Here is a 25,216-nt window from a genome sequence, read left to right as displayed (position 1 = left end):
TCTTTGCGAAATCTCGTCGCCTTATTGCTGACATCTGCTCGACATCCTATGGTTCGGGCAACCGACCCCCTCCGAAGGGCCATCCCCCATGAGAGCTGTCTTAGCCGCCCTCACCCTGATCGTCGGGGTGCTCTGCGCGCCCGCCCACGCGGCGGCCGAGAGCGACCTCGCCGCGGGCAAGCCCGCCACCGCGAGCAGCCACACGGACGTCTACACCGCCGCCCGCGTCACCGACGGCGACCAGGCCACGTACTGGGAGTCCGTCAACAACGCCCTCCCCCAGTGGGTGCAGGTGGACCTCGGCGCCACCGCCGCCGTCACCAGGCTCGTCCTCAGGCTGCCGTCCGGCTGGCCGAGCCGCACCCAGACGCTGACCGTGCTCGGCAGCACCGACGGGACCACGTTCGGCACGCTCGTCCCGTCCGCGACGTACACGTTCGCCCCGTCCGCGACCGTCACCCTCACCGGCGCGACCGCCCGGTACGTACGCCTGCAGATCACCGCGAACAGCGGCTGGCCCGCCGGTCAGCTGTCGGAGTTCGAGGCGTGGGGCACCCGGCAGGGCGGCGACGGCGGCGCGAACCTGGCCGCGGGCAAGCCCATCAGCGCCTCCTCCCACGTCCAGTCGTACGCCGCCGCCAACGCCAACGACGGCAGCCTGCAGACGTACTGGGAGGGCGGAGCGTACCCGAACACGCTCACCGTGAAGCTGGGCGCGAACGCCGACCTCACCTCCGTCGCCGTCCGGCTCGACCCCGACCCCGCGTGGGGCCGCCGCACCCAGACCGTCGAGGTGCTCGGCAGGGCGCAGGACGCATCGGGCTTCACCCGGCTGGCCGCGCCCGCCTCCTACACGTTCGACCCGGCGACCGGCAACGCCGTCACCATCCCCGTGACCGGCACCGCCGCCGACGTGCAGCTCAGGATCACCTCCAACTCGGGCGCGCCCGGCGGGCAGGCGGCCGAGTTCCAGGTGTTCGGCACCCCGTCGGCCAACCCCGACCTGACCGTCACCGCCCTGGCCCACTCCCCTGCCACCCCCACCGAGTCCGACGCCGTCACCCTCACCGCCACCGTCAGGAACGCCGGCACGCTGCCCTCGCCCGCCACGTCCGTCACCTTCTACGCCGGCACCGACAAGGCCGGCACGGCGAGCGTGGGCGCGCTGGCCGCGGGCGCGTCCGCCACCGTCTCCGCTGACATCGGCACCAGGGACGCCGGCACGTACCAGCTCACCGCCAAGGTGGACGAGCAGGGCGACGTCCCCGAACGGGACGAGACGAACAACGCCGCCACCGCCTCCCTGACCGTCAAGCCCGTGGACAGCGCCGACCTCGTCGCCTCCGCCGTCTCCTGGACCCCCGGCAACCCCGCCAAGGGCGACGCCGTCACGTTCTCCGTCGCGGTGAGGAACCAGGGCACGATCGCCACCTCCTCCGGCGCGCACGGTGTCACGCTCACCGTCACCGACTCCTCCGGCGCGGTCGTCAAGACGCTCACCGGCTCCGTGTCAGGGACGATCGCTCCCGGCGCCACCGCCGCCCCCGTCACGCTCGGCCCCTGGACGGCCGCCGACGGCCGCCACACCGTCAAGACCGTGCTCGCCGACGACCCGCAGGAGGTGGCCGCCAAGCGGGCCAACAACACCAGCACCCGGCCGCTGTTCGTCGGGCGCGGCGCCCACATGCCGTACGACACGTACGAGGCCGAGGACGCCGTGACGGGCGGCGGCGCGCAGCGCGTCGGCCCGAGCAGGGACGTCGGCACGCTCGCCGGCGAGGCGTCGGGCCGGCGCGCCGTGACGCTCGGCCAGACCGGCGCCTACGTCGAGTTCACCGCGAAGGCGCCGACGAACACCCTGGTCGCGCGCTTCTCCATGCCCGACGCGCCGGGCGGCGGCGGCCTCGACTCGACGCTGAACGTCTACGTCAACGGCTCCCTGCTGAAGGCCATGCCGCTGACCTCGCGCCACGCCTGGCTGTACGGCCCCGAGGACAGGCCCGACAACTCCCCGTCGTCGGGGCCGCCCCGCCACATCTACGACGAGGCGAACCTGATGCTCGGCACCACCGTCCCCAAGGGCGCCACGATCAGGCTGCAGAAGGACGCCGCGAACACCTCCACGTACACGATCGACTTCGTGGACCTCGAAGAGGTCGCGCAGCTCCCGAACCCCGACCCCGCCCGCTACGCCGTGCCCGCCGGGTTCGGCCAGCAGGACGTGCAGAACGCGCTCGACCGGGCCCGCCAGGACGCCAACCTCGTGGGCGTCTACCTGCCCGCGGGCGACTACCAGATGTCCGGCAAGCTCAACGTCTACGGCAAGGCCGTCAAGGTCGCCGGGGCGGGCCCGTGGTTCACCCGCTTCCACGCGCCGTCGGGGCAGCAGAACACCGACATCGGCTTCCGCGCCGACTCCTCCGCCAACGGCTCGTCGTTCACGGGCTTCGCGGTCTTCGGCAACTACACCTCCCGCATCGACGGCCCCGGCAAGGTGTTCGACCTGTCCAACGTGGCGAACATGGTCATCGAGAACCTGTGGGTGGAGCACCAGGTCTGCCTGTACTGGGGCGCGAACACCGACAACATGACGATCAGGAACGCGCGCATCAGGAACACGTTCGCCGACGGGCTCAACATGACCAACGGCAGCACCGGCAACCTCGTCTCCAACGTCGAGGCCCGCTCGACGGGCGACGACAGCTTCGCGCTGTTCTCGGCCACGGACAGCAACGCCGGCGAGCAGCGCGACAACGTCTTCGAGAACCTCACCTCGCTGCTCACCTGGCGGGCCGCGGGCGTGGCCGTCTACGGCGGCTACGCCAACACGTTCAGGAACATCCACGTCGCCGACACGCTCGTCTACCCCGGTGTCACGATCAGCTCGCTCGACTTCGGCATCCCCATGAACGGCTTCGGCGCCAGCCCGCCCACCACCTTCGAGAACGTGTCGCTGGTCAGGGCGGGCGGCCACTTCTGGGGCGCGCAGACGTTCCCCGCGATGTGGCTGTTCTCCGCCTCGAAGAAGTTCCAGGGCATCAGGGTGAGCGACCTCGACATCGTCGACCCGACGTACCACGGGATCATGTTCCAGACCGGCTACTCGATGGGGAAGCCGCTCAACCCGATCGAGGACACCGTCTTCACCGACGTGTCGATCAGCGGCGCGCGGAGGAGCGGCGACGCCTACGACGCCAGGTCCGGCTTCGGGATCTGGGCCAACGAGCTGCCCGAGCCCGGCCAGGGGCCGGCCGTCGGCGGGGTGACGTTCAACGGGCTCAGGCTCTCCGACAACGCCCAGGACGTGAGGAACACCACCTCGACGTTCACGATCACCGTCGAACCATGAGGCCCTGAGCGGCGTCGAACAGTCCGATGGTCAACGCAGAGTAGTTGGTCATGCGACCCAAAAAGGATTTTGGTCCATTACCCCTGGATAAGCACGTGATCAAATATTTCTCATAGTTTTAGCCAACCTTTTCCTGATCCCGTGCCTCAAAGTAGTAAAGGGAGTCGGCGTCCCGAGCCGGCTCCAGGCCATACGGGGAGAGGAATCAGCACCCTCATGAGAAAGATCGCTGTAGGAATCGTCTCCGCCCTGATCGGCGGAGCCATGCTGGTGTCGGGCGCGGGCGCCGCCTCGGCCACCAAGGTCGACACCCAGCTCAAGATCCGCGACATCTCGCCGAATCCGGTCGTGGTGAAGGCCGGCAGCGAGACGACCGCCTACTTCGACGTCGGCGCCAGCTCCGACGTCAAGAAGGTCGAGTTCAGCGTCTCGCCGGCCGACGGCGTCCGCACCTTCGCCGCCAAGGACGTCAAGGACCTCGAGGGCTGGCGCTTCGCCGTCGCCTTCAACGAGGGCGACGCCCACGGCAAGTGGCGGGCCACCGCCGTCGCCTTCGACGACGCCAACAAGGAGATCGCGAAGGACGTCGCCTTCTTCAACGTCGAGATCCAGAAGGGCAAGGCGGACACGCGCATCTCGCGCTTCGACGCCGGGCCCTCCAAGGTCCGTCAGGGCCGGTCGGTCTGGTTCTCCGGCCGCCTCCAGGTGGACGACGAGGGCTGGGAAGGCGTCCGCGGCGAGAAGGTGAACGTCTACTACCGGGCCAACGGCACCAGCGGCTGGAAGTGGGTCACCTCCGCCACGACCAAGTGGGGCGGCAAGTTCACCGCCAAGACGCGCGCCTGGCGCAGCGGCACCTTCAAGGCCGTCTACGACGGCAACGACGAGCTGAACGGCTCGACCAGCCGCTACGACTACGTGCGGGTCTACAGCCACCGCTGGCACCGCTAGCAGTGACCTCAGGCCCGGCCCCCGCGGCCGGTGATCCCTGAGAACCCGCGAGGCCCGGCCCCTTCCGAGGGGCCGGGCGCCCGTGAGGCCCGGTCCCTTCGCAGGGGCCGGGCCTTCGCCTTGAGCGGGGACGGCGGGCCTCCCCGTGAGAAGCGGGGGCTCGCGGGTAGCGTCCCGGTATGGCCGAGGAGCTGCTCAAGGACTACAACCCGTTCGACATCTTCGACGCCGAGGCGGAGCGGCTCGACCGCTTCTTCGGCGGCCTCGACGAGGCGGGCTGGCGGCGGCCCTCCCGCTGCGACGGCTGGTCCGTGCGCGACGTGCTCGCCCACCTGGCCGGCGAGGAGCTCTACAACCAGGCCGCGCTCGACGGCACCGTCCAGGACCTGCTGGCCAGGCTGGCCGTCGAGGGCGTGTCCGGCTACAACGACTTCAACGAGTGGTGCGTCGAAAGCCGCCGCGACCTGCCCGTCGAGGACGTGCTCGCCGAGTGGCGGTCGAAGAACGCCGAGACCAGGCGCCGCATGCGCGCCCTCGGCCCCGAGGGGCGGCTCGACACCATGGTCGGCCCGTACCCGGCCGGCAGGCAGGCGTTCCACTACAGCTCCGAGTACGCCACCCACGCCGACGACGTGGGCGCGCCCGTCTCGGACGAGGAGGCCGACGACAGGACCTTCTGGCGCGTCGCCGTCGGGCGCTTCGCCCTGGCCGAGCAGGACGCCGACGTCCAGGTGGAGCAGACGGCCGACGACATCTGGGCGTACGCGGACGGGGCGAGCAGCACCCTGTCGTACCCCGAGTTCGTGGAGGCGACCGTGGGGCGGCTCAAGCCCCGCGACGGCCTGGACCCGCGCCTGGTGTCGGCGCTGAGGTGCCTGGCCTGAGAGGAGCCGGTCATGTGGCTGCGCAACCGCCAGGGGACGGAGCCGGTCACCGCGCGCAGCCCGCTGGGCGCCAGGCGCGCGCTGTCGCTGGTGGCGCTCGTGGTCGCCGTGATCGCGGCGGTGTTCTTCGTCGTACGCGCCATGAGCACCGGCCAGGCGGTCTGGGGCTGGGAGGCGGCGATAGCGGGAGCCGTCGCCGTCGTCGCGGCGGCGGACCTCGCCGTCCTGCGGCGACGCCGCGAACGGGGCCGCTGACCGCTCCCCGGCCGCTCTCAGGAGGTGAGCACCGCCAGGAACAGCAGGAGGATCGTCAGCGCGGCGAGCGTGAGTATCGTCCAGACATGGGTCAGCACCCACACCCTCAGCCGCGCGCCGTACGCCTGGGGGAACTCCCCGCCCGACTCGACCCAGTTGATCGCCGCCACGCGCCGGGCCATCTCGGGATCCTCCTGTTCGAGGGCCTGCTCGATCTCAGCGAGGATGCGACGTTCCTTCCCGGAAAGACTCATAGCGATCACCATTGCTTCCACGCCGGTGACTGCCTTTTACCCCAGCCCGCCGCAAGTATGAGTGCCCGCGCAGGACGACCCGCGCAGCCGCCCGGCAGGGCCCCGGCAGGCGGGCACGGCAGGTGGGCACGGCGGGCGGGCACGGCGGGCGGGCACGGCGACGAGCGGCGGCCGGGGCCTGCTCAGGCCAGGGCGAGGAGGCTGACGGCGACGGCGGCGGCGCCCAGGCCGGCGAGCTGGCCGCGGTGGATGCGCTCGGCGAGCACGCCGCGCGCGAGCAGGACCGTGCCGGCCGGGTAGAGAGCGGTGACCACGGCGACGACGGCGAGGTCGCCGCTGCGGACCGCGAGCAGGAACAGCAGGTTCGCCACGGAGTCCAGCACACCCGCCGCCGCCGACAGCGCGTACGCGGGCCGCTCCGGGCCCAGCCTGCGGCGCATCAGCCCCGCCGCGGCCAGGGTGACGGCCGAGGAGACCGCCCGGCCCACGATCAGCGGACCCACCCCGCTGCCGGACGGCGCCTGGTGCAGGAAGACCAGCTGAAGCGCGATGGCGGCGCCGGCGCCGAACGCCAGCAGCAGCGCCGTACGGGAGGGACGCGCCGAGCCCGCGCCGTGCCCGGCGCTGACCAGCACCACCGCGACCAGCGCGAGCGGCAGGCCCGCCAGTGCGGCGGCGGACAGGTGCTCGCCCTGCAGCAGGCCCACGCCGACGGGCAGCGCGGCGGAGACCAGCGCGGTCACGGGCGACAGCACGTTCATCGGCCCGATCGCCAGGGTGCGGTAGAGCAGCGCGAACGCGGCGGCCGACGCCACGCCCGACGCGGCGCCCCAGCCCAGGACGGCGGGGCCGAACGAGGCGCCGAGCACCGGCCACAGCAGCAGCTCGACCGTGAGGCTCGCCGGGGCCGCGATCATCACGGTACGGAGCACATGAGCCTTGCGGGCCCCCAGGCCACCGAGGAAGTCGGCGCACCCGTAGGCCAGCGAGCTGCCCAGGGCCAGCAGCAGAGCGATCACGGCGCCCTTCCCTTACCATTCAATGGAACGACCACATCGTACAGCAGATTGACCGGTCTCAGTCTAATCAAACGACCGGAAGGTACATTCCATTGGACGAAGAAGGGGTGATCAGATGGTCGAGACGGCCGCGGCCCTGCGGGCGGTCGCGAACAACGTCCGGGCGGCCCGCGTTCGCGCGGGCCTGTCCCTGGAGGAACTCGGCAGGCGCGCCCAGGTCAGCAAGGGCGCCCTGGTAGGGCTGGAGAAAGCCCAGGGCAACCCCAACCTGGCCACCCTGGTCCGGCTCGCCGACACCCTCGGCGTCCCGGTGTCCGCACTGATGGAGGGGCCGCCGGAAGGCCGCGTCCGCGTCGTCGCCGCCGACGCCGTCGCACCGCTGTGGACGGGAGAGCGGGGCGGCGAGGCGCGCCTCATGCTGACGACACCGGGTCCCGCCCCCGTCGAGGTCTGGCGCTGGCGGCTGGAACCGGACGAGGAGTACCACAGCCATCCGCACCAGGCAGGGGTCGTGGAGACCGTCAGCGTCACCGCCGGCCGGATGACCCTGGTCGTCGACGGCGCCGAGCACGCCGTGGAGGCCGGGCAGACCGCCACGTTCAACGGCGACGTCCCGCACGCCTACCGCGGCTCGGGCACCGGCGCCTGCCACCTGGTCATGACCGTCCAGCTGCCGCCCGGCCCCGCCTGACGCGGCCACCAGGGGCGGGAAGGGCGGCGGGCGGCGGCCTGTGCGGCCGTCGCCCCCGCCGCAGGGTCAGGCCCTGCCGTAGCGCTGGTTGAAGCGCTCGACCCGGCCCGCGGAGTCGAGGATGCGGCCCCGGCCGGTGTAGAAGGGGTGACTGGCGGACGACACGTCCACGTCCACGACCGGGTACGTCCTGCCGTCCTCCCACTCGACCGTCCGAGTGCTCGTCAGGGTCGAACGGGTGAGGAAGGCGAAGCCGGCGCTCGGGTCGCGGAACACGACCGGACGGTACGCGGGGTGCAGGTTCTTCTTCATGCCCCCTTGAACCAAGTGGAAACGGTTTTCATTCCCTCGTTCGCGCCGCATCTCCGGATCCAGTCCGAGCACCGGCCCGCCGCCGTCCACGGGCAGCGTCATCGCCGCCGACGAACGCCGCCTCCCGCGACAGTCCGCCCAGCGGGTGCGGCCCGGCCACCTCCGGCCTGGCGGACAGCGACAGGGCGCCGTAACGCTCCGTCGCCGCCGAGCCCAGCGCCACGGGGTTCACCCCGATGCCGCGCCCGCCTCCGGTCACCACGTACATAAGGGGCATACCAGCAGGAGTCCGGGCGGGCGCTGATCGCCGAGGGCGAACGGGCGGTGGGCGCTCCACCGGACACGTAAGGTAGCCGCATGGATACCCCCACCGAGGTTCTGCACCGCGTCTTCGGCTACGACGCGTTCCGGGCGGGCCAGCAGGAGATCATCGACCACGTCGTGGCCGGCGGCGACGCGCTCGTGCTGATGCCCACCGGCGGCGGCAAGTCGCTGTGCTACCAGATCCCGGCCCTCGTCAGGCCGGGCACCGGCGTGGTCGTCTCCCCGCTGATCGCGCTCATGCAGGACCAGGTCGACGCGCTGCGCGCCCTCGGCGTGCGCGCCGGGTTCCTCAACTCCACCCAGGGCGCCGACGAGCGCCGCGCCGTCGAGACCGCCTTCCTCGCCGGCGAGCTCGACCTGCTCTACCTCGCGCCCGAACGGCTCCGCCTCGACGCCACCACGCGGCTGCTCTCGGCCGGCGAGATCTCGCTGTTCGCCATCGACGAGGCCCACTGCGTCTCCCAGTGGGGCCACGACTTCCGCCCCGACTACCTCACGCTGTCCGAGCTGAGCGAACGCTGGCCCGACGTCCCGCGCGTCGCGCTCACCGCCACCGCCACCCCGGCCACCCACGCCGAGATCTCCTCCAGGCTCGGCCTCGACCAGGCCCGGCACTTCGTGGCCGGCTTCGACCGGCCCAACATCCACTACCGCATCACCCCCAAGAGCGAGCCCAAGCGGCAGCTCCTCGACTTCCTGCGCACCGAGCACCCCGGCGACGCGGGCATCGTCTACTGCCTGTCACGGTCGTCCGTCGAGAAGACCGCCGAGTTCCTCGCCGCCAACGGCGTCCCGGCCGTGCCGTACCACGCCGGGCTCGACGCCCCCACCCGCGCCGCGCACCAGGCCCGCTTCCTGCGCGAGGACGGCCTCGTCGTGGTCGCCACCATCGCGTTCGGCATGGGCATCGACAAGCCCGACGTCCGGTTCGTGGCCCATCTCGACCTGCCGAAGTCCGTCGAGGGCTACTACCAGGAGACCGGGCGTGCCGGCCGCGACGGCCTGCCCGCCACGGCCTGGCTGGCGTACGGGCTGCAGGACGTCGTCCAGCACCGGCGGCTGGCGATGGAGGGCGACGAGGCGCACCGCCGACGGCAGGTGCTCCACCTCGACGCCATGCTGGCGCTGTGCGAGACCACCGGGTGCCGCAGGGTCATGCTCCTCGACTACTTCGGCCAGAAGGGCGCCGAGCCCTGCGGCAACTGCGACACCTGCCAGACTCCTCCCGAGTCGTGGGACGGCACCGTCGCCGCCCAGAAGGCGCTCTCCACCGTGCTGCGGCTCGCCCGCGAGCGGAGGCAGAAGTTCGGCGTGGGGCAGATCGTCGACATCCTGCTCGGAAAGACCACGGCCAAGGTGCTGCAGCACGGGCACGAGACCCTGACCGTGTTCGGCGTCGGCAGCGAGCTGAGCGCCGGCGAATGGCACGCCGTCGTGCGGCAGCTCCTCGCGCAGGGGCTGCTCGGGGTCGAGTCCGACTACGGCGCCCTCGTGCTCACCGACGCCAGCGCCGCCGTCCTGCGGGGCCAGCGGGAGGTCCGGCTGCGCCGCGACGCCGCCCGGCCTGCCCGCGCCCGCCCGGCCTCCGCCGGTGCCCGCGCCGCCGCCGCCGACCTGCCCGAGGAGGCCGCCCCGCTGTTCGAGCGCCTGCGCTCCTGGCGGGCCGCCACCGCCAAGGAGCAGGGCGTCCCGGCGTACGTGATCTTCCATGACGCCACGCTGCGCGAGATCGCCACCCGCGTCCCGTCGTCGATGGAGGAGCTCGGCCAGGTCAGCGGAGTCGGCGAGAACAAGCTCGCCAAGTACGGCGAGCAGGTCCTGGAGACCCTCGCCGCCACCCCCTGACAGCGGCGGCGCCACACCGCCAGAGCTTCATCACCCGGCGGACGCCGCCTCCAGAGCTTCATCAACCGGCGAACCAGGCGAAAAGGCGGTTGATGCGCGCACCGCCGCCGCACCGCCGCACCGCGCCACCGCGCCACCGGGCCATCGCGCCGCCGCGCCACCGCCCCACTGCGCCATCGGGCCATCGCGCCATCGCGCCGCCACGCCATCGGGCCGCCGCGCCGCCACGCCGCCGCGCCGCCGGGCCGCCGGGCCGCCCGGCCATGCGTGGCGGCCTCCGTACGGTGGGAGGTGGCGCTCACTGGGACGTGATCTGGATGCGGGTTTCGGCGCGTCTCTTGGTGTACGTGGACCTCGGCCGGCTCGCCCCCGACCCGGCCGGCGCTCCGAGAAGCGGTGCCCTCGACGTGAACGAGCGGCGTCTTCCTCCGTTCGCGCACTCCAGGCACATTACCTACACATTCCACCGCTCCTGTGGAGATCAGCGATCCCGTCGCGAGCAGTGCGCCCTCCGCATCAGCGTCGTCGGCCGATGCGCTGACGAACCACCACGGGAGCCTGATGCTTTGAGAATGTGGTGGGTGGTGGGGGCGACGGCCGCACGAAGAACGGTCGTCGCCACCACGTCACTCGGCCGGGCCACGGCGAACTCCGTCACCGCCGGCCGGCCGGGCCGGACGGGGCTTCCCGTCGCGCAGGGCGGTCACACCGTCCACAGGTGATCGTACGGTGTGCGCCCAGCCGGTGTCGCCTCGGCTCCTGCCCCGCGGCGACCGCCCCAGGCGAAGCCGGTGGTCACGACCACCTGATGCACAGAGGTGACATTTCCCTCCCCAGCCCCGTGACCATTCCCGTGAGCCCCTTCTGGAGATGACGTCGCAGTGTCCGTGAGAAAGAGGACAGAGCTTGGCCGCATCGGCTGCGAGAGTCCCCTCGTACCTGACGACGACCGGAAGGACCTGAAACGATGACCGCTGCCGTCACCGAGACGTCCCGGACTCTCGACCCCGAGCGGGCCGACCTGCTCGACCAGCTCGCGACCTCGCGGTCCGCCCTGCTCACCGCCGTGCGCGGGCTCAGCGACGAGCAGGCCGGCAAGCGCCCGGCGGCCAGCGCGCTGTGCCTCGGCGGCCTGGTCAAGCACGTCGCGTCCATGGAGGACGCCTGGCTGAGGTTCGTGGTGGAGGGCCCGTCGGCCATGCGCTTCGACCTGCCCGAAGGGGTGAGCTGGGCGGACTTGGAGGCGGGCACGGCCCGCGAGTACCCGCAGTGGGCGATCGACCACCAGAACGAGTTCCAGATGCAGCCCGGCGAGACGCTGGCCGGCATCGTCGAGCGCTACGAGGCGGTCGCGGCCCGCACCGTGGAGATCGTCGCCGCCGTCCCCGACCTGTCGGCCACCCACCCGCTGTCGGAGGCGCCGTGGCACCAGCCTGGGACGGTCTACAGCGTGCGACGCGTGCTGGCGCACGTCATCGCCGAGACCGCGCAGCACGCCGGCCACGCCGACATCCTGCGCGAGACGCTCGACGGGCAGAAGTCCACCTGAGCGGCGAACACGAGCCGACCCCGGGCTCCCGGTTCGACCGGCCGGTCAGACGAGCCGACCCCGGGCTCCCGGTTCGACCGCCCGGCCAGACGAGCCGACCCCGGGCTCCCGGTTCGACCGGCCGGTCAGACGAGCCGACCCCGGGCTCCCGGTTCGACCGCCCGGCCAGACGAGCCGACCCCGGGCTCCCGGTTCGACCGGCCGGTCAGTGGTGGGGGTCGCGGCCCAGGTAGGCGAGGAGCCGATCGTGGGCGGAGGCGTACGGCATGACCTGCACCGCGGGGGCGAACCTGCCCGGTCTGTCGGCCGGGGCCACGAAGAGCGGCGCCAGGTCGAGCAGTTCCTCGGCGAGCGGGTCCGGCATGGGCCGCGGCTCACCGCAGGCCGCGGCGACGTCCCAGCCGTGGACGGCCACCTCCATCGCCCCCACGGCGGCCACGACGGGCCGGCTCAGCCACCGGTCGCCCACCCCCACGCCGCCGCACGACTGAGCCACGGCACCCGGTTCCCCGGCCTCGACGGTGCCGTCTCGTTCTCCCTGTGTGTGGAAGGGGTGCCTCCAGGCGGTGAGGACGTCGGCGACGGTGTCCCTCACCAGCAGCGGGGTGCGGGCGGCGCGCGCCGACGGACGACCGGCGAGGGCGACGTCTCCGTCGGCGGCCTCGCGTAGGGCCCGTAACGAGTCGTCCAGGTGGGCGAGCAGGGTGCCCAGGGTCCAGCCGGCGCACGGGGTGGGACGGCACAGCGCCGTCCTGGTCACGACCCGCAGGCTTCCCTGGGTGTAGTCCACGGCGCGTTCCAGCAGCGACAGTCCAAGCATGTTCGCCTCCTCAGAGGATGGAGACCTCCGCGACGCCCCGAAGTCATCGCCGGCCCGCGGCCGCTTCGCATCGGCACGGCGGCTTTCCCGCCCGTGGCGAACCTTTCTGCCGGTCGCGGCGTACGGAAGGTGAGGAGGTGCGATGAGACGGTGGATCGCGGTGCTCCTGGCGGTCGCTGCCTGCGTGACGGCCTGCGGGCCCACGGGGCACGGCCGGCGCGGGACGAGCCGGCAGGGGACGCACGGAAACGGCGGGTTCGGAAACGGCGGGCAGGGGACGGCGTCGGGCGGCCACAGCAGCCGGCCGGAGCCGTACGCGCGGGAGAGCAGCCCGAGCGCGTCGCCCACCCCCACGAGGACGGGGGCGCGACCGGCGAGGAGAGACGACCGTGCCAGGCCGAGGGCCCTCCCCCACAGGAAGGTCACGGCCACCCCCCGCCCCACCAGGACGCAGAAGGGGTGCGGCGGCACTCCCATATACCTGAACGGGGAGAAGCTGCCTGAGGTCCGCGGCACGGCCCGGGACGCCGAGCTGTGGGGGTTGCTGTTCGCGCGGCGCCTGCCGATCAGGCACGGCGACGAGGTGAAGATCGTCTGGCGGATGACCGGGGAGGGCCCGCTGACGGTCGTCGCACGGCGCCGTGACGGCACCCCGGCCAGGGTGGTGTTCGGGCCGGAGGAGCACAGCGGCTCCTCCTGGCAGCGGCCGGGCCAGGAGTGGGGCACCGGCTTCACGTTCCCGAAGGCGGGCTGCTGGAAGATCGAGCTGACGCGGACGCGGGGCTCGGGGTATGTCTGGCTGTCCGTGCGGTGAGGCGGCCGGGCGGGCCCTGCCGACAGGGGAGCGAGGAAGGCGTCAGAGGTCGAGGGCCCGGTCGATGAAGCCGGTGACGTCGGTGAGGATCTCGTCCTTGGTGGTCTCGTTGAAGACCTCGTGGCGGGCGCCCGGGTAGACGCGCTCGACCAGCCTGGTGCCGCCGATCGCCGCGACGCCTGGACGGCTGCCCGACAGCGGCACCAGCCGGTCGTCCTCGCCGTGCACCCACAGCGTCGGGAGGTCGCCGAGGCCGCCGCCCTTGGCGATGGCGTCGAGCGTGGCGGCGAACGCCTCCAGGGTGGGCCGTTTGAAGGGCCCGTGCCAGACCAGCGGGTCGGCGGCGTACGCGGCGCCCACGGCGGGGTCGCGGGAGAGCGTGGCGGGGTCGATGGGGATGTCGGGCAGTTCGTCCAGGGCGAGCAGGGCGGGCACGACCTCCCACTCCCCGATGACCGGCCCGGACATGACGAGCGCGGCGAGCCCGGCGCCGTGGCGCTGGGCGTGGCGGGCCGCGATCATGCCGCCCATGGAGTGGCCGATCACCACGACGGGGACGCCCGGGTGCTGCGCCCTGGCGCGCTCCTCGACGGTGTGGACGTCGGTCACGACGTCCTCGAAGTCCTCGATGAGCACCCTGTCGCCCTCGGATCTGCCGTGTCCCATGTGGTCGGCGCCGTACACGGCGGCGCCGTGGCGTACCAGGTGGTCGGCGACGTGTTCGTAGCGGCCGATGTGCTCGCCGTAGCCGTGGACCAGGATCGCCAGGTACCGGGGGTCGTCACGGGGCCATTCGCGGACGACGTTCAGCCCGCGGGTGCCGGTGAAGGTGTGCTCTCGGGACTCCGCCATGCCTGCTCCCCCTGCTCTGCGTCCCTGCCGGACGCCGGTGACGTTACGCCGCGGGCCGTCCCCCTGTCACGAGGTCCGGAAACCGCCGAGATCGGGGGGCCGTCCCGGTGTTGTACCCGGCATGGAAGCCGTCACAGAAACCGACGCAGGAACCGTCACAGGAACCATCACGGAAGCCGTCGCGGAAGCCGATTGGACGACGCTCGCCAGGGACATGGACGCCCTCGGCTGCGCGCTCACGCCGCAGGTGCTCACACCCGAGGAGTGCGCGGGCGTCTCCGGCCTGTACGACGAGGCAGGGCTGTTCCGCTCCACGATCGACATGGAGCGCTACCGGTTCGGACGTGGGCAGTACCGCTACTTCGGCCGCCCGTTCCCCCCTCTGGTGGAGGAGTTGCGGGCGGCGTTCTACCCGCGCCTGCTGCCGATCGCCCGCGAGTGGGCGGCCCGGCTGGGACGCCCGGCCCCCTGGCCCGACGACCTGGACGAGTGGCTGGACAGGTGCCACCGGGCGGGACAGACCAGGCCGACGCCGATCCTGCTGCGCTACCGCGAGGGCGACTGGAACGCGCTGCACCAGGACCTGTACGGCGACCTGGTGTTCCCGCTCCAGGTCGTCATCGGCCTCGACCGGCCCGGCGAGGACTACACGGGCGGCGAGTTCCTGCTGGTGGAGCAGCGGGCGCGGGCGCAGTCGCGGGGCACGGCGACGCCGCTGCCGCAGGGGCGCGGGCTGGTGTTCACGACGCGCGAGCGGCCGGTGCGGTCGGCGCGCGGCTGGTCGGCCTCGCCGGTGCGGCACGGGGTGAGCGTGGTCAGGTCGGGGCTGCGGCACACGCTCGGCCTGGTCTTCCACGACGCCCGGTGAGCGGCCCCATGGGGACGTACACACTGGTGGGGCCGGACGGCCGCCCCTACCCGAGCCAGGAACCCGGGACGCTGGGCGGGCACCGGGGCGCCCGCCTGTACGGGCGGCTCGACTGCCCGTCCGCGCTGCGCGCGCTGGCCAGGGGCGGCTACGCGGGTCAGCGTGTCTTCTTCGCGGACGCGGCGACGGCCCGCGCGGCCGGCTACCGCCCGTGCGCGGTCTGCCTGCCGGAGGAGTACGCGGCCTGGCGATCAGGGGAGGACGGCGGCGCCTGGGAGGCCGAGGCGGACGCGGCTCGGCGGGACGGGCGGGCGGTCCCCGCTCGGCCGGGCCGGCGGACGGACCCGGCGGCGGACCCGGCGGCGGACCCGGCGGCGGAACTGGCGGCGGACCCGGCGGCGGAACTGGCGGCGGAACTGGTGGCGGTGCTGGCGCTCGTCCGCGCCTCGGGCGCGAGAGCGGTCGCCATCGGCCACGGCCGGGACGGCGGGCCGGCGGCCGAGGCGTTCGCCACCGCCTGGGAAGGCGGGCCGGCGGCCGAGGCGTTCGCCACCATCTGGGGCGGCGCGCTCGACGACGCCGGGCGAGGGGGCACGGTGCTCGCCGTGGTCGAGTGGCCGGAGAGGGCGGCGTCGTGGCTGCGTCAGGCCAGGAGGTTCACCGCGGGCGAACCCGACGCCTGGGTGGTGGCCGGGGCGGCGCCCGGCTGGGCCGGGATGGCGGAGCGGCTGCGCCGGAGCACGGCGTGGGACCCGCGGCGGACGTTCGGGTTCGCCGGCGTGGCGGGCGCGGTGGCGCTGGCGCCGCCGGGGACGGTGGAGGGCATGCGGGGCGCGACCGTGGACGGCGCCGTCTGGCGCGCCGGCCGCGCCCTCATCCACCTCGACCCGTCACCGGCAGGACACTGAGCCATCAGCGGCCTACCGAGACCGCCCTCCGCCCGCCCACGCCTGCCCCGGCCAGGGGCCCGGAGGGCGTGCGGCGGGGGCCGGGGACCGGGGTCAGGCGGTGATCGAGGCGTCGGTGACGTAGTCGAAGTCGTCGAGGGTCAGCTTGCGCTGGAGGATGCGCAGGACCTTGCCCGGGTCGTCGTGCGGGCCCTGCACGTAGAACGGCCGCCCGTCGCGGCCGAACGTGATGGCCGACGGCCCCTGCCACTCGCCCAGCAGGTGCGCGACCGGCTCGAAGTCCTCGTGCGGCTCGAACCCGAGCGTGCGGGCGTAGTCGACCGACCCGAACACCAGGTGCTGCGCCAGCTCGATCGGCACCTCCTGCCAGCCCGTGTAGTCGCCGAAGAAGTACTCGCGGAAGCGCCGGAGGTCGCGCTCGTCGAGGACGTCGGGGCCGATGGTGTTCTTGACGCCGAGGCAGTAGACGTCGGCGAGGTAGCCGCAGACGGTCATCTTGTCCCAGGTGTGCCGCCGGGCGACGAGCACGCACACCATGCCGCCCGCGCCCGCGTCGGGCGCCTCGTCGACCCAGCCCCGGGCCGGGTCGACGGCGAGCCCGGCGCTCCAGCCGACGTTCATCCAGCACCCGACGACCTCGGGCTCGACCGGCCCCGCCTCGGCGGCGAGCTCCCGCACCAGCGGCGCCACGACCGAGGGCGCCACCTTGAGCGCGCGGGCGATCTCCTTGGGCGACCGGCCCTGGCCTCGCAGCTCGCGTACGCGGTCCTTCAACTCTGCGCTGTCCACCCGCGCAGCCTAGCGTGCCCGCCCGCCATGCCCGATCCGAGAGCATCTGTACGTCCGGCACCCCGGGCTTAAGGTGAGGGGAAGGCGATCGTAAGCGCGGCGCGGCATCGTTGGGACATCGACAGGGAAGCCGAACCGGGCAGCCGAGCGAGAAGGACCACGACCATGACGCAGACCGCCGAGTACGAGATCACCCGCGTGTACGACGCCCCGCGCGAGGCCGTGTACGCGGCCTGGACGGAGCCGGAGCGCTTCTCCCGCTGGTTCGGCCCGCGGATGCTGAGCACCCCGGTGGGCAGGATCGTCCTGGACGCCCGGCCGGGCGGCGCCTGGCAGGCGACGCTGGTGGGCGAGGACGGGTTCGAGGCGACGCTGGGCGGCGTGTACCGGGAGGTGAGGGCGCCGGAGCGGCTGGTGCTGACCACCGGCGACCCGGACGACCCGGGCGACGGCCCCGCCTCCGTGGTGACGGTCGAGCTGACCGAGGCGGACGGCAAGACCGAGATGCGCTTCCACCAGTTCGGCGTCAACACCGACGAGGCGCACGCCGAGCAGGCGAAGGCGGGCTGGGTGGAGTTCTTCGACCGCCTCGGCGAGCACCTCGCCGCCTGACGTCCCCCTGCCTGGAGGGGGTTCAGGGGTGGGCGGTGAAGTGGGCAGGGGCGTCGTCCAGTTCGAGTGCGGCGCCCTGCCCGTAGGCCGCGTCGAAGGCCTCCTCCCCCAGCGCCTCGCGCACGCCCTCCGTGACGCGGCCGACGTTGTGCCGCTCCGACGCGCCGCCCGGTGTCCCGTTGCGTTCGCGGGCGGCGGCGGCCAGCCCCAGCAGCAGGGCCGCCCGCTTCTGCGCGCCCGCCGCGTGGGCGGCGGACGCGGCGCCCTCCACCGCGACCGTCATCGAGCGGGGGTCGCCGATCTTCCTGGCCGCCGCGAACGACTCGGCGTGCAGCTCGGCGGCCGTCTCCGGGTCGCCGCGCTCCTCGGTCAGGAGGCCCAGTTCGACGAGGACGTCGGGCAGCATCAGGGCAGGCTCGTCGTCGGGGTCGCGCGAGACGCCGTCGAGCAGGCGGTGGAGGTGCTCCTCCGCCAGGTCGAGCCGTCCTGAGCGGCGGGCGGCGAAGGCGAGGCCCATCCGCGCCATGAGCTCGCCCTCCTTGTACGCCTGGCCGACGGCCAGCCGCATGCCGCGTTCGCACAGCTCGATCGCCCGGTCGTACGCGCCGGTGTGCAGGGCGACCCAGCCGAGCCAGGCGATGCGCTTGGCCACGTCGGGCCAGAGCCCGAGCTCCTCGGCCATCCGCAGGCCCTCGGCGAACAGGCCGCCCGCCCGGTCGTGGTCGCCGGCGAACTCGGCGAGGCCGGCCATCCACTCGGTGGCCTGGAGCTGCCCCCACCGGTCGCCCAGCTCCTGGAAGAGGCGGGCGCTCTCGCCGCCGTCGCGTTCGAGCGCCTCGGCGTCGCGCATGGTGTACGCGTCCCTGGCGTGCCTGGCGAGGGCGGCGGCGACGCCCCACCGGTCGCCGAGCGCGCGGAAGGCGGCGAGAGCGCCCCTGGTGAGCTCCTGCTGGGTGGGCATGTCGTGGATGCTCATGCTGACGAAGAGCTCGGCCCTGGCCTTCGCGCGCGGGTCGCGCACCTGGTCGAGCACGGGCCGCCAGTCCGTCTGCTCGCCCACCATGAGGGAGAACCCGGCGTGCCAGGCGGCGGTGCGGTCGCGGCCGGGCGCGTCGCCGGGGACGTCCAGCGCGGTGGCCAGCGCCCGCCGGCCCTCGGCCAGCCTGCCGCGCAGGAACCAGTACCAGGCCAGCGCGTTCACCAGGTCGGTCGCGGCGGCGGCGAGGCCCTGCGCGGCGGCCGTGTCGAGCGCGACGCGCAGGTTGGCGGACTCGGCGTCGAGGCGGGGCAGCCAGTCGCGCTGCCCGTGGCCGTACAGTTCGGGCTCGGCGCGGGCGGCCAGGCCCGCGTAGTGGTCGAGGTGGGCGCGGCGGACCGCGTCGAGCTCCCCCTCGTCGGACAGGCGGCCCAGGCAGTACTCGGCCACGGATTCGAGCAGCCGGTACCTGACGCCGCCCGCGCTCTCGGTCACGACCACGAGCGAGCGGTCGACCAGCCTGGCCAGCAGGTCGAGCACGTCGAGGCCGGGCTCCGCGCAGACCGCCTCGGCCGCCTCCAGCGTGCAGCCGCCGGCGTGGACGGCCAGGCGGCGCAGCACGACGCGTTCCTCGTCGGTGAGCAGGTCCCAGCTCCAGTCGATGACGGCCGTGAGGGTCTGCTGCCTGGCGGGCGCGCCGCGCCGCTGGCCGGATGCGAGCAGCCGGAACCGGTCGTCGAGCCGGGCGACGACGCCGTCGAGGCCGAGCGCCCGCACCCGGGTGGCGGCCAGTTCCAGCGCCAGCGGGATGCCGTCGAGCCGGGCGCAGATCTGCGCGACAGCCTGGGCGTTGGCCGCGTCAAGCGCGAACCCGCGGGAGGCGGCCGCGGCGCGGGCGACGAACAGCCGTACGGCGTCGGAGCGGGCCATGACGGCGAGGTCGGTGCCGCCGGGCAGCCCGAGCGGCGGGACGCTCCACAGCACCTCGCCCTCGACGGCCAGCGGCTCCCTGCTGGTGGCCAGCACGCGCAGCCGGGGCGCGCCGCGCAGCAGCACCTCGGCCAGCTCGGCGACCTGCTCGACGACGTGTTCGCAGTTGTCGAGGACGAGCAGCAGCCGCCGGTCGCGGAGGGCGGCGGCGAGCCGGTCGGCGGGGGCGACGGGGGTGGCGTCCTCCCTGATGTCGAGGGCCGCCATGACGGCCTCGGCGGGCGAGCGGGAGCTCTGGTCGAGCCGGACGAGCCAGGTGCCGTCGGGGAAGTCGCCGACGAGCCGGTGCGCGGCCTCCAGCGCGAGCCTGGTCTTGCCCACGCCGCCGGTGCCGGTGAGGGTGACCAGCCGCTCCTCGCCGAGGAGCGCGCACACCTCGGCCAGGGCCTCGTCGCGGCCCACGAGTTTGCTGACCGGGGCGGGCAGGTTCGTGAGGGGCCGGTCGGCGGGCAGGTCGAGCGAGGGGTCCTGGGCCAGGATGGCCCGGTGCAGGGCCGCCAGCTCGGGCCCGGGGTCGAGGCCCAGTTCCTCGGCCAGCTTCTCGCGCAGTTCGCCGTAGCTCGCGAGCGCCTCGCTCTGGCGTCCGGCCCGGTAGAGGGCTTTCATGTGGACGGCGCGCAGCCGTTCCCTGAGCGGGTGCCTGGCCACCAGGTCGCCCAGCTCGCCGGCGAGCAGGCCGTGCTCGCCCAGCTCCAGCCGGGCCTCGGCCCGCTGTTCCAGCGCGGCGAGCCGCTGTTCCTCCAGCCGGACGACGGCCGACCTCGCGTACTCCTCGTCGGCGAAGTCGGCGAACGCCGGGCCGCGCCACAGCGCCAGCGCCTCGCCCAGCAGCCCGGCCCTGGCCCTCGGGCTGCCCGCCGCCTCGGCCCTGGCGAGCAGGTCGGCGAGGCGCCCGGCGTCGAGGGCCCCGGGGTCGGGCCGCAGCAGGTAGCCGGGGGCGCGGGAGACGACGAGGTTCTTGCCGCCCGGTTCGGCGTCCTCCAGCGCCTTGCGCAGTTGCGAGACGCGCACCTGGAGCGCCGCCGGGGGGTTGGCGGGCGGGTCCTCGCCCCACAGGTCGTCCACGAGCCGGTCCACGGAGACGGGGTGGCCGTCGTGCACGAGCAGGTCGGCGAGGAGAGCGCGGACCTTCAGCCCCGGGATGGTCACCGGTTCGCCCGCGTCGGTCCAGACCGCCAGCGGACCAAGCACTCCAAAACGCATGACGGCCACCTTATGCGGCCCGTAAGAACGCGAGAAGGGCATCGGAAGGCGGTTCCCCCATCGTGGAGGCGAACGAGAGGCCATGGAAGGGGAACGAGATGAGCACCTCCACGCTCGCCGGGCGAAGGGAATGGACCGGGCTGGCGGTCCTCGCGTCGGTGGCCCTGCTGCTGTCCGTGGACGTCAGCGTGCTGTACCTGGCGCTGCCGCACCTCAGCGCCGCCCTCGGGGCGACGGCGCCGCAGCAGTTGTGGATCATGGACATCTACAGCTTCATGCTGGCGGGCTTCCTGGTCACCATGGGCACGCTGGGCGACAGGGTCGGCAGGCGCAGGCTGCTCATGGTGGGCGCGGCGGCGTTCGGGGCGGCGTCGGTGGTGGCGGCCTACTCGGTCAGCGCGGAGATGCTGATCGGCGCGCGGGCGCTGCTCGGCGTGGCGGGGGCGACGCTGCTGCCGTCGTCGCTGGCGCTGATCAGGAACATGTTCCACGACGGCAGGCAGATGGGCACCGCGATGGGCCTGTGGTACGGCTGCTTCATGCTGGGCATGGCGCTCGGCCCGATCGTGGGCGGCCTGCTGCTGGAGCACTTCTGGTGGGGTTCGGCGTTCCTGCTCGGCGTCCCGTTCATGGTGGTGCTGCTCGTCGCCGCGCCGCGGCTGCTGCCGGAGTACCGCGAGGAGCGGGCGGGCCGGCTCGACCCGGCGAGCGTCGCGCTGTCGCTGGCGACGATCCTGCCCGTCGTGTACGGCCTCAAGGAGATCGCGCGGAGCGGTTGGGCGGTGGCGCCCGTGGCGGCGGTCGCGGCCGGGGCGGTGTGCGGCGTGGTGTTCGCGGCGCGGCAGCGGCGGCTCGCCAGCCCGCTGCTGGACCTGAAGCTGTTCGCCGACCGCGCCTTCGCCGCCACGCTCACGATCATGCTGCTGGCCGGGATCGTCATGGCCGGCACCACCCTGATGACCACGCAGTACCTGCAGACGGTCGAGTCGCGCTCGCCGCTGGGGGCCGGCCTGTGGCTGGTGCCGCAGAACCTCGCGATGATCGTCGCGCTGTCGGCGGCCCCGGCGGTCGCCCGCAGGTTCGGCCCCGCGTACGTGATGGCGGCCGGGCTGCTGCTCGGCGCGGCGGGCCTGTTCCTGCACACCCAGGTGCCGAGCACCGGCGGAACGGCGCTGGTGGTGGCCGGTCTGGTGCTGGCCTCGGCCGGCATCGCGCTGCCGATGGGCGTGGGCAACGCCGTGATCATGACGGCGGCGCCGCCGGAGCGGGCGGGGTCGGCGGCGTCGCTGACGGAGACGAGCGGCGAGTTCGGTGTCGCGGTGGGCGTGGCCGCGCTGGGCAGCGTCGGCACCGCCGTCTACCGGGGCGCGCTGCCCGAGCACCTGCCGGTGGAGGCGGCCCGCGAGAGCATCACGGCCGCCGCGACCGCCGCGAAGGACCTGCCGGACCTGCTCGACCTGGCCCGCGCCGCCTTCACCAGCGGCCTGCACACGGTGGCGGCGATCAGCACGGTCGTCTTCCTCGGGCTGGCCGTGCTCACGGTCGCGGTGCTCAGGCGGCGCGCCGCCGCCTGACGCCTCCCGCCCCCGCGCGCCGGACCGGCCACCCGGTCCGGCGCGCCCGCCTGCCCGCCCTCGCGGGGATCAGGCGGGCGGGGCCTTCCTGGCGGAGCCCCGGTAGCGGCCGGGGTCGTAGCGGCGGTCGTTCTCGTCGAGCTTGTCCTCGGCGGCCTCCACGAGGTCCACCCCGAGGACGTCGGCGAGCCGCACCAGGTAGAGGGTCACGTCGGCCAGTTCGGCGCGAATGCGCGCCGACGCCTCGGGACCTGGCGCGGCGGACTCCTCCGGCGTGAGCCACTGGAACTCGGCCACCAGCTCACCGACCTCGCCTGCCAACGCCATGGCCAGGTTCTTCGGCGTGTGGAACTGCTCCCAGTCCCTGACACGGGCGAAGGCGCGCAGCCGCCCCGCCAGCCGCTCCAGCTCGGTCGTCACGCCGACCGACCCTACCGGCCCGGCCCGCGCGGCGGGCCCTACTGCTTCCCGCAGGTCACCGGGTAGGCGGCCGAGGCCGAGGGCTTGTCGTGGTCGAGCACCTCCAGCCGGACGGTCCCGGCGGTCCTGGCCTCCCGGGACCAGTACGCCGCCTGGATCCGCAGCACGCCGCTCCCTTCCACGGTGGCCTTCCTGGCGGGCCACGGCTCTCCGTCGATGACCCAGCGGTAGGTGATCTGGGTGCCCTTCGGGGCCGCGAACCGGCCGAAGGCCGTCACGTACGGCGCGCGCACGCAGTCACCGTGGTAGCCGGACGTCGTGATCTCGTCGAGGCGCACGGCGCCGGAGCCCTGGGGCTCGCAGGTCCAGGCGTACGGCGCCTCCATGACGGGCTTGCCGTGGTTGAGCACTTCCAGGCGGACGGTGCCCGTGCCGTTGGCCTTGAGTGAGCCGTACCAGAAGTCGTCGATCGACTGGACGCGGTCGGGCTTCAGCACCTCGGACCTGGTCGTCAGCGGCTTGCCGTCGACGACGAAGCGGTACTGGATCTCGGTCTCGCGGTCGGCCGTGACGAGCGCCTTGGTGTTGAGCGTGCTCGTCCCGTCGCAGACGCCCTTGTACTGCGGCGTCAGCAGGTACTCGATCGTCAGCTTCGGCTGGTCGGGGTCGGGGAGCGCGCAGCGGAACGTGAACGACTGCGCGGCCTCGGCGGCGGCGCCCTCGGCCCTGAGGACGAGCTTGTGGGTGCCCATGTCCTTGGCGGCGAGGTTCCAGGCGGCGGAGACGTCGGCGGAGCGCGGCTGCGTGGCGGCCGGGAAGTCGATCGCCCCTGGCTGCCAGGTGGCGCCGTCGAGCGCCCACCAGTACGCGACCCGCTGGGCGGCGCCCGCGGGGAGCGTGACCCGGCCGGTGGCCTGGTAGGCGACGGGCTCGGCGCAGTTGCCCTCGTAGTCGCCGGGGGTGAGCGCGACGATCCGGGCCTCGGGCTTCTGCGCCGGCGGCTCCGAGGGCGGAGGCGACGACGGCGGCGGCGAGGAAGGCGGGGGCGAGGAAGGCGGCGGGGTGTCCTTGCACGTCACCTGGTAGGCGGCCCGCCCCGAGTCGTGCCCGCCCGGCGTGAGGAGCCGCACGGCCTTCCACCCGCTCGTGGACCCGCCCACGGTCAGCGGCAGCGTGACCTGCTTCATGCGTGTCCCGCCCGCGGCGAACTCGATCCACTCGGGACGGCCCTCGCCGGTGGCGCTGTCGATCCACTGGTAGGCGACCCTCGCGGGCGTGCGCGACACCTGGATGGTCGCCCTGAACGTCACGGTCGTCGGGCACGCGCCGGCGTACGTCGCGGGGAGCGCGTCCACGTCGGCGGCGGCCACGAGCGGCTTGTCCGCGCCCGGCGGCAGCGGGTGGGAGGCGTCCCAGACCTGGGCCGGGCCCGAGCAGGAGACGGCGAAGCGGGCCTTGCCCGACAGCCCGCGCCTGCCGAGCACCTCGACGGCCTGCCACCCGGTGACGCTGCGGTCGAAGGTCTGGCGGTCCTTCACCACGAGCGTGCGGGGGCCGTTGACGCGGACGCTCCTGATGGCGCCCTTGCCGCCGTCGCTGCGCACCCACCGGTACCGGACGGTGCCCTTGCCCTTGAGCGCGAGCACGGCGGAGAAGCCGACGGTGGTGGGGCAGTCGCCCGTCTGCCTGCCGGGGCTCGCCTTGACGCGGGCGACGGCCGCGCTCGCGCCGGGCCCGGCGAGCGCGGACGTGGCGCGCGCGGGCGAGGCGAGCGCCGGTGCGGCGAGCGCGGGCGGGGCGGCCAGCAGGCTGCCGAGCGTCACGGCGCCCAGCAGCAACGCTGTCCTTCGCATGAGGAATCCCTTTCTTACCGAAGAAAGGGATCATGGTGCCGAACCCGTCTTGTAGACGACTTGAAGGACCTTCAAGTGGCGGTGTGCGGCGGTGCGGTGCTCTCGCGGACGATCAGTTCGGTGGCCAGCTCCACCCGCCGTGTCTCGGGCAGGTCGCCGCGCCCCATCGCCAGCACCGTACGGGTGGCGAGCGCCGCCATCTCCTGCAGCGGCTGGCGGACGGTGGTGAGCGGCGGCCAGGCGGACTTGGCGAGCGGCAGGTCGTCGAACCCGACGACGCTGAGGTCCTCGGGCACCCGCAGCCCGCGCTGCCTGGCGGCCTCGAACACGCCGAACGCCATGAGGTCGCTGCCCGCGAAGATCGCGGTGGGCGGCTCGTCGAGCGAGAGCAGGGCGTGGCCCTCGTCGTGCCCGGACTCGACGAGGAACGTGCCCCGCCGGATCAGCTCGGGCTCCACCGGCACGCCCGCGGTCTCCAGCGCGGCGCGGTAGCCGTCGATGCGGGCCTGGCTGCACAGCATGTCGGCCGGGCCGCTGATCACGCCGATGCGGCGGTGGCCCAGCTCCAGCAGGTGGCGGGTGGCGGCCAGGCCGCCGTTCCAGTTGGTGGCGCCGACGGAGGCGACGCCGGGCGGCGGCTCGCCCTCGGGGTCGACCACGACGAACGGCAGTGACCGGGCGCTGAGCTGCGCCTGCACGACGGACGACAGCCGCGAGGCGACGATGACGACGCCGTCGGTGCGCCGGGCGGCCAGCCGTTCGAGCCAGTCGCGGCCGGGCCCGGCGTGGGTGTGGAGCACCGAGATGACGAGGCTCGCGCCGCCCTCGTGGGCCGCGCTCTCCGCCCCCCGGACGATCTCCATGGCCCATGGCGACTCGATCTCGGCGAACACGAGGTCGACCAGGCCGGCCGGCCCGCCGTCCTGGCTGACGCGCCGCTGGTAGCCGTGCTCCTGGAGCAGCCGCTCGACCCTGTGGCGGGTCGCGGGGGCGACCTCGGGACGGCCGTTGATGACCTTCGAGACCGTGGGGATGGACACCCCGGCCTCCTCCGCGATCCGTGCGATCGTCACCCGTTTCTTCGCTGGCACGTCCGGAGTCTAT

At 73.6% G+C, this 25,216-nt stretch carries 22 protein-coding genes; 12 read left to right on the top strand and 10 right to left on the bottom strand.

What is annotated here, in order from left to right:
* The first annotated feature begins 88 nt into the window (after positions 1–88).
* From BMX74_RS34380 to BMX74_RS34365, 4 genes are all read left to right on the top strand, one after another.
* Complete coding sequence (locus BMX74_RS34380) at positions 89–3,349, top strand: discoidin domain-containing protein (RefSeq protein ID WP_055506883.1); 3,261 nt, start codon at positions 89–91, stop codon at positions 3,347–3,349.
* 216 nt (positions 3,350–3,565) lie between these two features.
* A complete protein-coding gene (locus tag BMX74_RS34375; RefSeq protein WP_143078868.1) occupies positions 3,566–4,300 on the top strand; it encodes a hypothetical protein in 735 nt (244 codons plus the stop codon).
* Between the two features lie 179 nt (positions 4,301–4,479).
* Positions 4,480–5,184 carry a maleylpyruvate isomerase family mycothiol-dependent enzyme gene (locus BMX74_RS34370; protein WP_055506881.1) on the top strand — a complete coding sequence of 235 codons (705 nt, stop codon included), beginning with the start codon at positions 4,480–4,482 and terminating at the stop codon, positions 5,182–5,184.
* A 12-nt stretch (positions 5,185–5,196) separates the two neighbouring features.
* Positions 5,197–5,439 carry a DUF6343 family protein gene (locus BMX74_RS34365; RefSeq protein ID WP_055506880.1) on the top strand — a complete coding sequence of 81 codons (243 nt, stop codon included), beginning with the start codon at positions 5,197–5,199 and terminating at the stop codon, positions 5,437–5,439.
* A 17-nt stretch (positions 5,440–5,456) separates the two neighbouring features.
* Here the strand turns inward: BMX74_RS34365 and BMX74_RS34360 are convergent, their stop codons facing one another.
* The gene (locus BMX74_RS34360; RefSeq protein ID WP_176573514.1) at positions 5,457–5,693 is read right to left on the bottom strand and encodes a DUF3040 domain-containing protein; all 237 of its coding nucleotides are present in this window, start codon (positions 5,691–5,693) and stop codon (positions 5,457–5,459) included.
* A 182-nt stretch (positions 5,694–5,875) separates the two neighbouring features.
* On the bottom strand, positions 5,876–6,712 hold the full coding sequence (locus tag BMX74_RS34355) for an EamA family transporter (RefSeq protein WP_091104711.1): 837 nt from the start codon (positions 6,710–6,712) through the stop codon (positions 5,876–5,878).
* A gap of 115 nt (positions 6,713–6,827) precedes the next feature.
* Between BMX74_RS34355 and BMX74_RS34350 the strand changes: the two genes are divergently transcribed.
* On the top strand, positions 6,828–7,403 hold the full coding sequence (locus BMX74_RS34350; protein WP_055506877.1) for a helix-turn-helix domain-containing protein: 576 nt from the start codon (positions 6,828–6,830) through the stop codon (positions 7,401–7,403).
* A 66-nt stretch (positions 7,404–7,469) separates the two neighbouring features.
* On the opposite strand, the gene BMX74_RS34345 is transcribed toward BMX74_RS34350, so the two are convergent.
* Positions 7,470–7,715, bottom strand: coding sequence for a type B 50S ribosomal protein L31 (locus tag BMX74_RS34345; RefSeq protein WP_055506876.1), 246 nt, complete (start codon positions 7,713–7,715; stop codon positions 7,470–7,472).
* 357 nt (positions 7,716–8,072) lie between these two features.
* Between BMX74_RS34345 and recQ the strand changes: the two genes are divergently transcribed.
* Positions 8,073–9,884: a DNA helicase RecQ gene (gene recQ / locus BMX74_RS34340; RefSeq protein WP_055506875.1), complete on the top strand. Its 1,812-nt coding sequence runs from the start codon at positions 8,073–8,075 to the stop codon at positions 9,882–9,884.
* A gap of 967 nt (positions 9,885–10,851) precedes the next feature.
* On the top strand, positions 10,852–11,433 hold the full coding sequence (locus BMX74_RS34335; RefSeq protein ID WP_055506874.1) for a DinB family protein: 582 nt from the start codon (positions 10,852–10,854) through the stop codon (positions 11,431–11,433).
* 205 nt (positions 11,434–11,638) lie between these two features.
* Here BMX74_RS34335 and BMX74_RS34330 read toward each other — a convergent pair whose 3' ends face one another.
* Positions 11,639–12,253 carry a TIGR03086 family metal-binding protein gene (locus BMX74_RS34330; protein WP_091104709.1) on the bottom strand — a complete coding sequence of 205 codons (615 nt, stop codon included), beginning with the start codon at positions 12,251–12,253 and terminating at the stop codon, positions 11,639–11,641.
* 142 nt (positions 12,254–12,395) lie between these two features.
* Here BMX74_RS34330 and BMX74_RS34325 point away from each other — a divergent pair, with 142 nt between their 5' ends.
* A complete protein-coding gene (locus BMX74_RS34325) occupies positions 12,396–13,067 on the top strand; it encodes a hypothetical protein (protein WP_091104707.1) in 672 nt (223 codons plus the stop codon).
* 42 nt (positions 13,068–13,109) lie between these two features.
* Here BMX74_RS34325 and BMX74_RS34320 read toward each other — a convergent pair whose 3' ends face one another.
* Positions 13,110–13,919: an alpha/beta hydrolase gene (locus BMX74_RS34320; protein WP_055506871.1), complete on the bottom strand. Its 810-nt coding sequence runs from the start codon at positions 13,917–13,919 to the stop codon at positions 13,110–13,112.
* Positions 13,920–14,040: 121 nt separating this feature from the next.
* Here BMX74_RS34320 and BMX74_RS34315 point away from each other — a divergent pair, with 121 nt between their 5' ends.
* Positions 14,041–14,787, top strand: coding sequence for a 2OG-Fe(II) oxygenase (locus BMX74_RS34315; RefSeq protein ID WP_091104706.1), 747 nt, complete (start codon positions 14,041–14,043; stop codon positions 14,785–14,787).
* An 8-nt stretch (positions 14,788–14,795) separates the two neighbouring features.
* A complete protein-coding gene (locus tag BMX74_RS45970; protein ID WP_177227620.1) occupies positions 14,796–15,695 on the top strand; it encodes an Ada metal-binding domain-containing protein in 900 nt (299 codons plus the stop codon).
* Positions 15,696–15,788: 93 nt separating this feature from the next.
* On the opposite strand, the gene BMX74_RS34300 is transcribed toward BMX74_RS45970, so the two are convergent.
* Positions 15,789–16,484 carry a helix-turn-helix domain-containing protein gene (locus BMX74_RS34300; RefSeq protein ID WP_063792265.1) on the bottom strand — a complete coding sequence of 232 codons (696 nt, stop codon included), beginning with the start codon at positions 16,482–16,484 and terminating at the stop codon, positions 15,789–15,791.
* Positions 16,485–16,649: 165 nt separating this feature from the next.
* Between BMX74_RS34300 and BMX74_RS34295 the strand changes: the two genes are divergently transcribed.
* Positions 16,650–17,096 carry an SRPBCC family protein gene (locus tag BMX74_RS34295; RefSeq protein WP_055506868.1) on the top strand — a complete coding sequence of 149 codons (447 nt, stop codon included), beginning with the start codon at positions 16,650–16,652 and terminating at the stop codon, positions 17,094–17,096.
* 22 nt (positions 17,097–17,118) lie between these two features.
* On the opposite strand, the gene BMX74_RS34290 is transcribed toward BMX74_RS34295, so the two are convergent.
* On the bottom strand, positions 17,119–20,265 hold the full coding sequence (locus BMX74_RS34290; RefSeq protein ID WP_091104704.1) for an AfsR/SARP family transcriptional regulator: 3,147 nt from the start codon (positions 20,263–20,265) through the stop codon (positions 17,119–17,121).
* 98 nt (positions 20,266–20,363) lie between these two features.
* Here BMX74_RS34290 and BMX74_RS34285 point away from each other — a divergent pair, with 98 nt between their 5' ends.
* Complete coding sequence (locus tag BMX74_RS34285) at positions 20,364–21,839, top strand: MFS transporter (protein ID WP_091104703.1); 1,476 nt, start codon at positions 20,364–20,366, stop codon at positions 21,837–21,839.
* 69 nt (positions 21,840–21,908) lie between these two features.
* On the opposite strand, the gene BMX74_RS34280 is transcribed toward BMX74_RS34285, so the two are convergent.
* From BMX74_RS34280 to BMX74_RS34270, 3 genes are all read right to left on the bottom strand, one after another.
* A complete protein-coding gene (locus BMX74_RS34280) occupies positions 21,909–22,259 on the bottom strand; it encodes a nucleotide pyrophosphohydrolase (RefSeq protein ID WP_055506866.1) in 351 nt (116 codons plus the stop codon).
* A 38-nt stretch (positions 22,260–22,297) separates the two neighbouring features.
* Complete coding sequence (locus BMX74_RS34275) at positions 22,298–24,112, bottom strand: hypothetical protein (RefSeq protein WP_143078865.1); 1,815 nt, start codon at positions 24,110–24,112, stop codon at positions 22,298–22,300.
* A gap of 71 nt (positions 24,113–24,183) precedes the next feature.
* A complete protein-coding gene (locus BMX74_RS34270) occupies positions 24,184–25,203 on the bottom strand; it encodes a LacI family DNA-binding transcriptional regulator (RefSeq protein ID WP_055506864.1) in 1,020 nt (339 codons plus the stop codon).
* Positions 25,204–25,216 lie beyond the last annotated feature (13 nt).

The sequence above is a fragment of the Nonomuraea pusilla genome, assembly GCF_900109355.1.
GTDB lineage: Bacteria > Actinomycetota > Actinomycetes > Streptosporangiales > Streptosporangiaceae > Nonomuraea > Nonomuraea pusilla.
Note: the sequence above shows the minus strand (reverse complement) of the source record. Positions and strands in the feature narration are given on the sequence as shown.

Coding starts and splice junctions, on each gene's coding strand:
- BMX74_RS34380 (WP_055506883.1), top strand. CDS start 89: ATGAGAGCTGTCTTAGCCGCCCTCACCCTGATCGTCGGGGTGCTCTGC.
- BMX74_RS34375 (WP_143078868.1), top strand. CDS start 3,566: ATGAGAAAGATCGCTGTAGGAATCGTCTCCGCCCTGATCGGCGGAGCC.
- BMX74_RS34370 (WP_055506881.1), top strand. CDS start 4,480: ATGGCCGAGGAGCTGCTCAAGGACTACAACCCGTTCGACATCTTCGAC.
- BMX74_RS34365 (WP_055506880.1), top strand. CDS start 5,197: ATGTGGCTGCGCAACCGCCAGGGGACGGAGCCGGTCACCGCGCGCAGC.
- BMX74_RS34360 (WP_176573514.1), bottom strand. CDS start 5,693: ATGAGTCTTTCCGGGAAGGAACGTCGCATCCTCGCTGAGATCGAGCAG.
- BMX74_RS34350 (WP_055506877.1), top strand. CDS start 6,828: ATGGTCGAGACGGCCGCGGCCCTGCGGGCGGTCGCGAACAACGTCCGG.
- BMX74_RS34345 (WP_055506876.1), bottom strand. CDS start 7,715: ATGAAGAAGAACCTGCACCCCGCGTACCGTCCGGTCGTGTTCCGCGAC.
- recQ (WP_055506875.1), top strand. CDS start 8,073: ATGGATACCCCCACCGAGGTTCTGCACCGCGTCTTCGGCTACGACGCG.
- BMX74_RS34335 (WP_055506874.1), top strand. CDS start 10,852: ATGACCGCTGCCGTCACCGAGACGTCCCGGACTCTCGACCCCGAGCGG.
- BMX74_RS34330 (WP_091104709.1), bottom strand. CDS start 12,253: ATGCTTGGACTGTCGCTGCTGGAACGCGCCGTGGACTACACCCAGGGA.
- BMX74_RS34325 (WP_091104707.1), top strand. CDS start 12,396: ATGAGACGGTGGATCGCGGTGCTCCTGGCGGTCGCTGCCTGCGTGACG.
- BMX74_RS34320 (WP_055506871.1), bottom strand. CDS start 13,919: ATGGCGGAGTCCCGAGAGCACACCTTCACCGGCACCCGCGGGCTGAAC.
- BMX74_RS34315 (WP_091104706.1), top strand. CDS start 14,041: ATGGAAGCCGTCACAGAAACCGACGCAGGAACCGTCACAGGAACCATC.
- BMX74_RS45970 (WP_177227620.1), top strand. CDS start 14,796: ATGGGGACGTACACACTGGTGGGGCCGGACGGCCGCCCCTACCCGAGC.
- BMX74_RS34295 (WP_055506868.1), top strand. CDS start 16,650: ATGACGCAGACCGCCGAGTACGAGATCACCCGCGTGTACGACGCCCCG.
- BMX74_RS34290 (WP_091104704.1), bottom strand. CDS start 20,265: ATGCGTTTTGGAGTGCTTGGTCCGCTGGCGGTCTGGACCGACGCGGGC.
- BMX74_RS34285 (WP_091104703.1), top strand. CDS start 20,364: ATGAGCACCTCCACGCTCGCCGGGCGAAGGGAATGGACCGGGCTGGCG.
- BMX74_RS34275 (WP_143078865.1), bottom strand. CDS start 24,112: ATGCGAAGGACAGCGTTGCTGCTGGGCGCCGTGACGCTCGGCAGCCTG.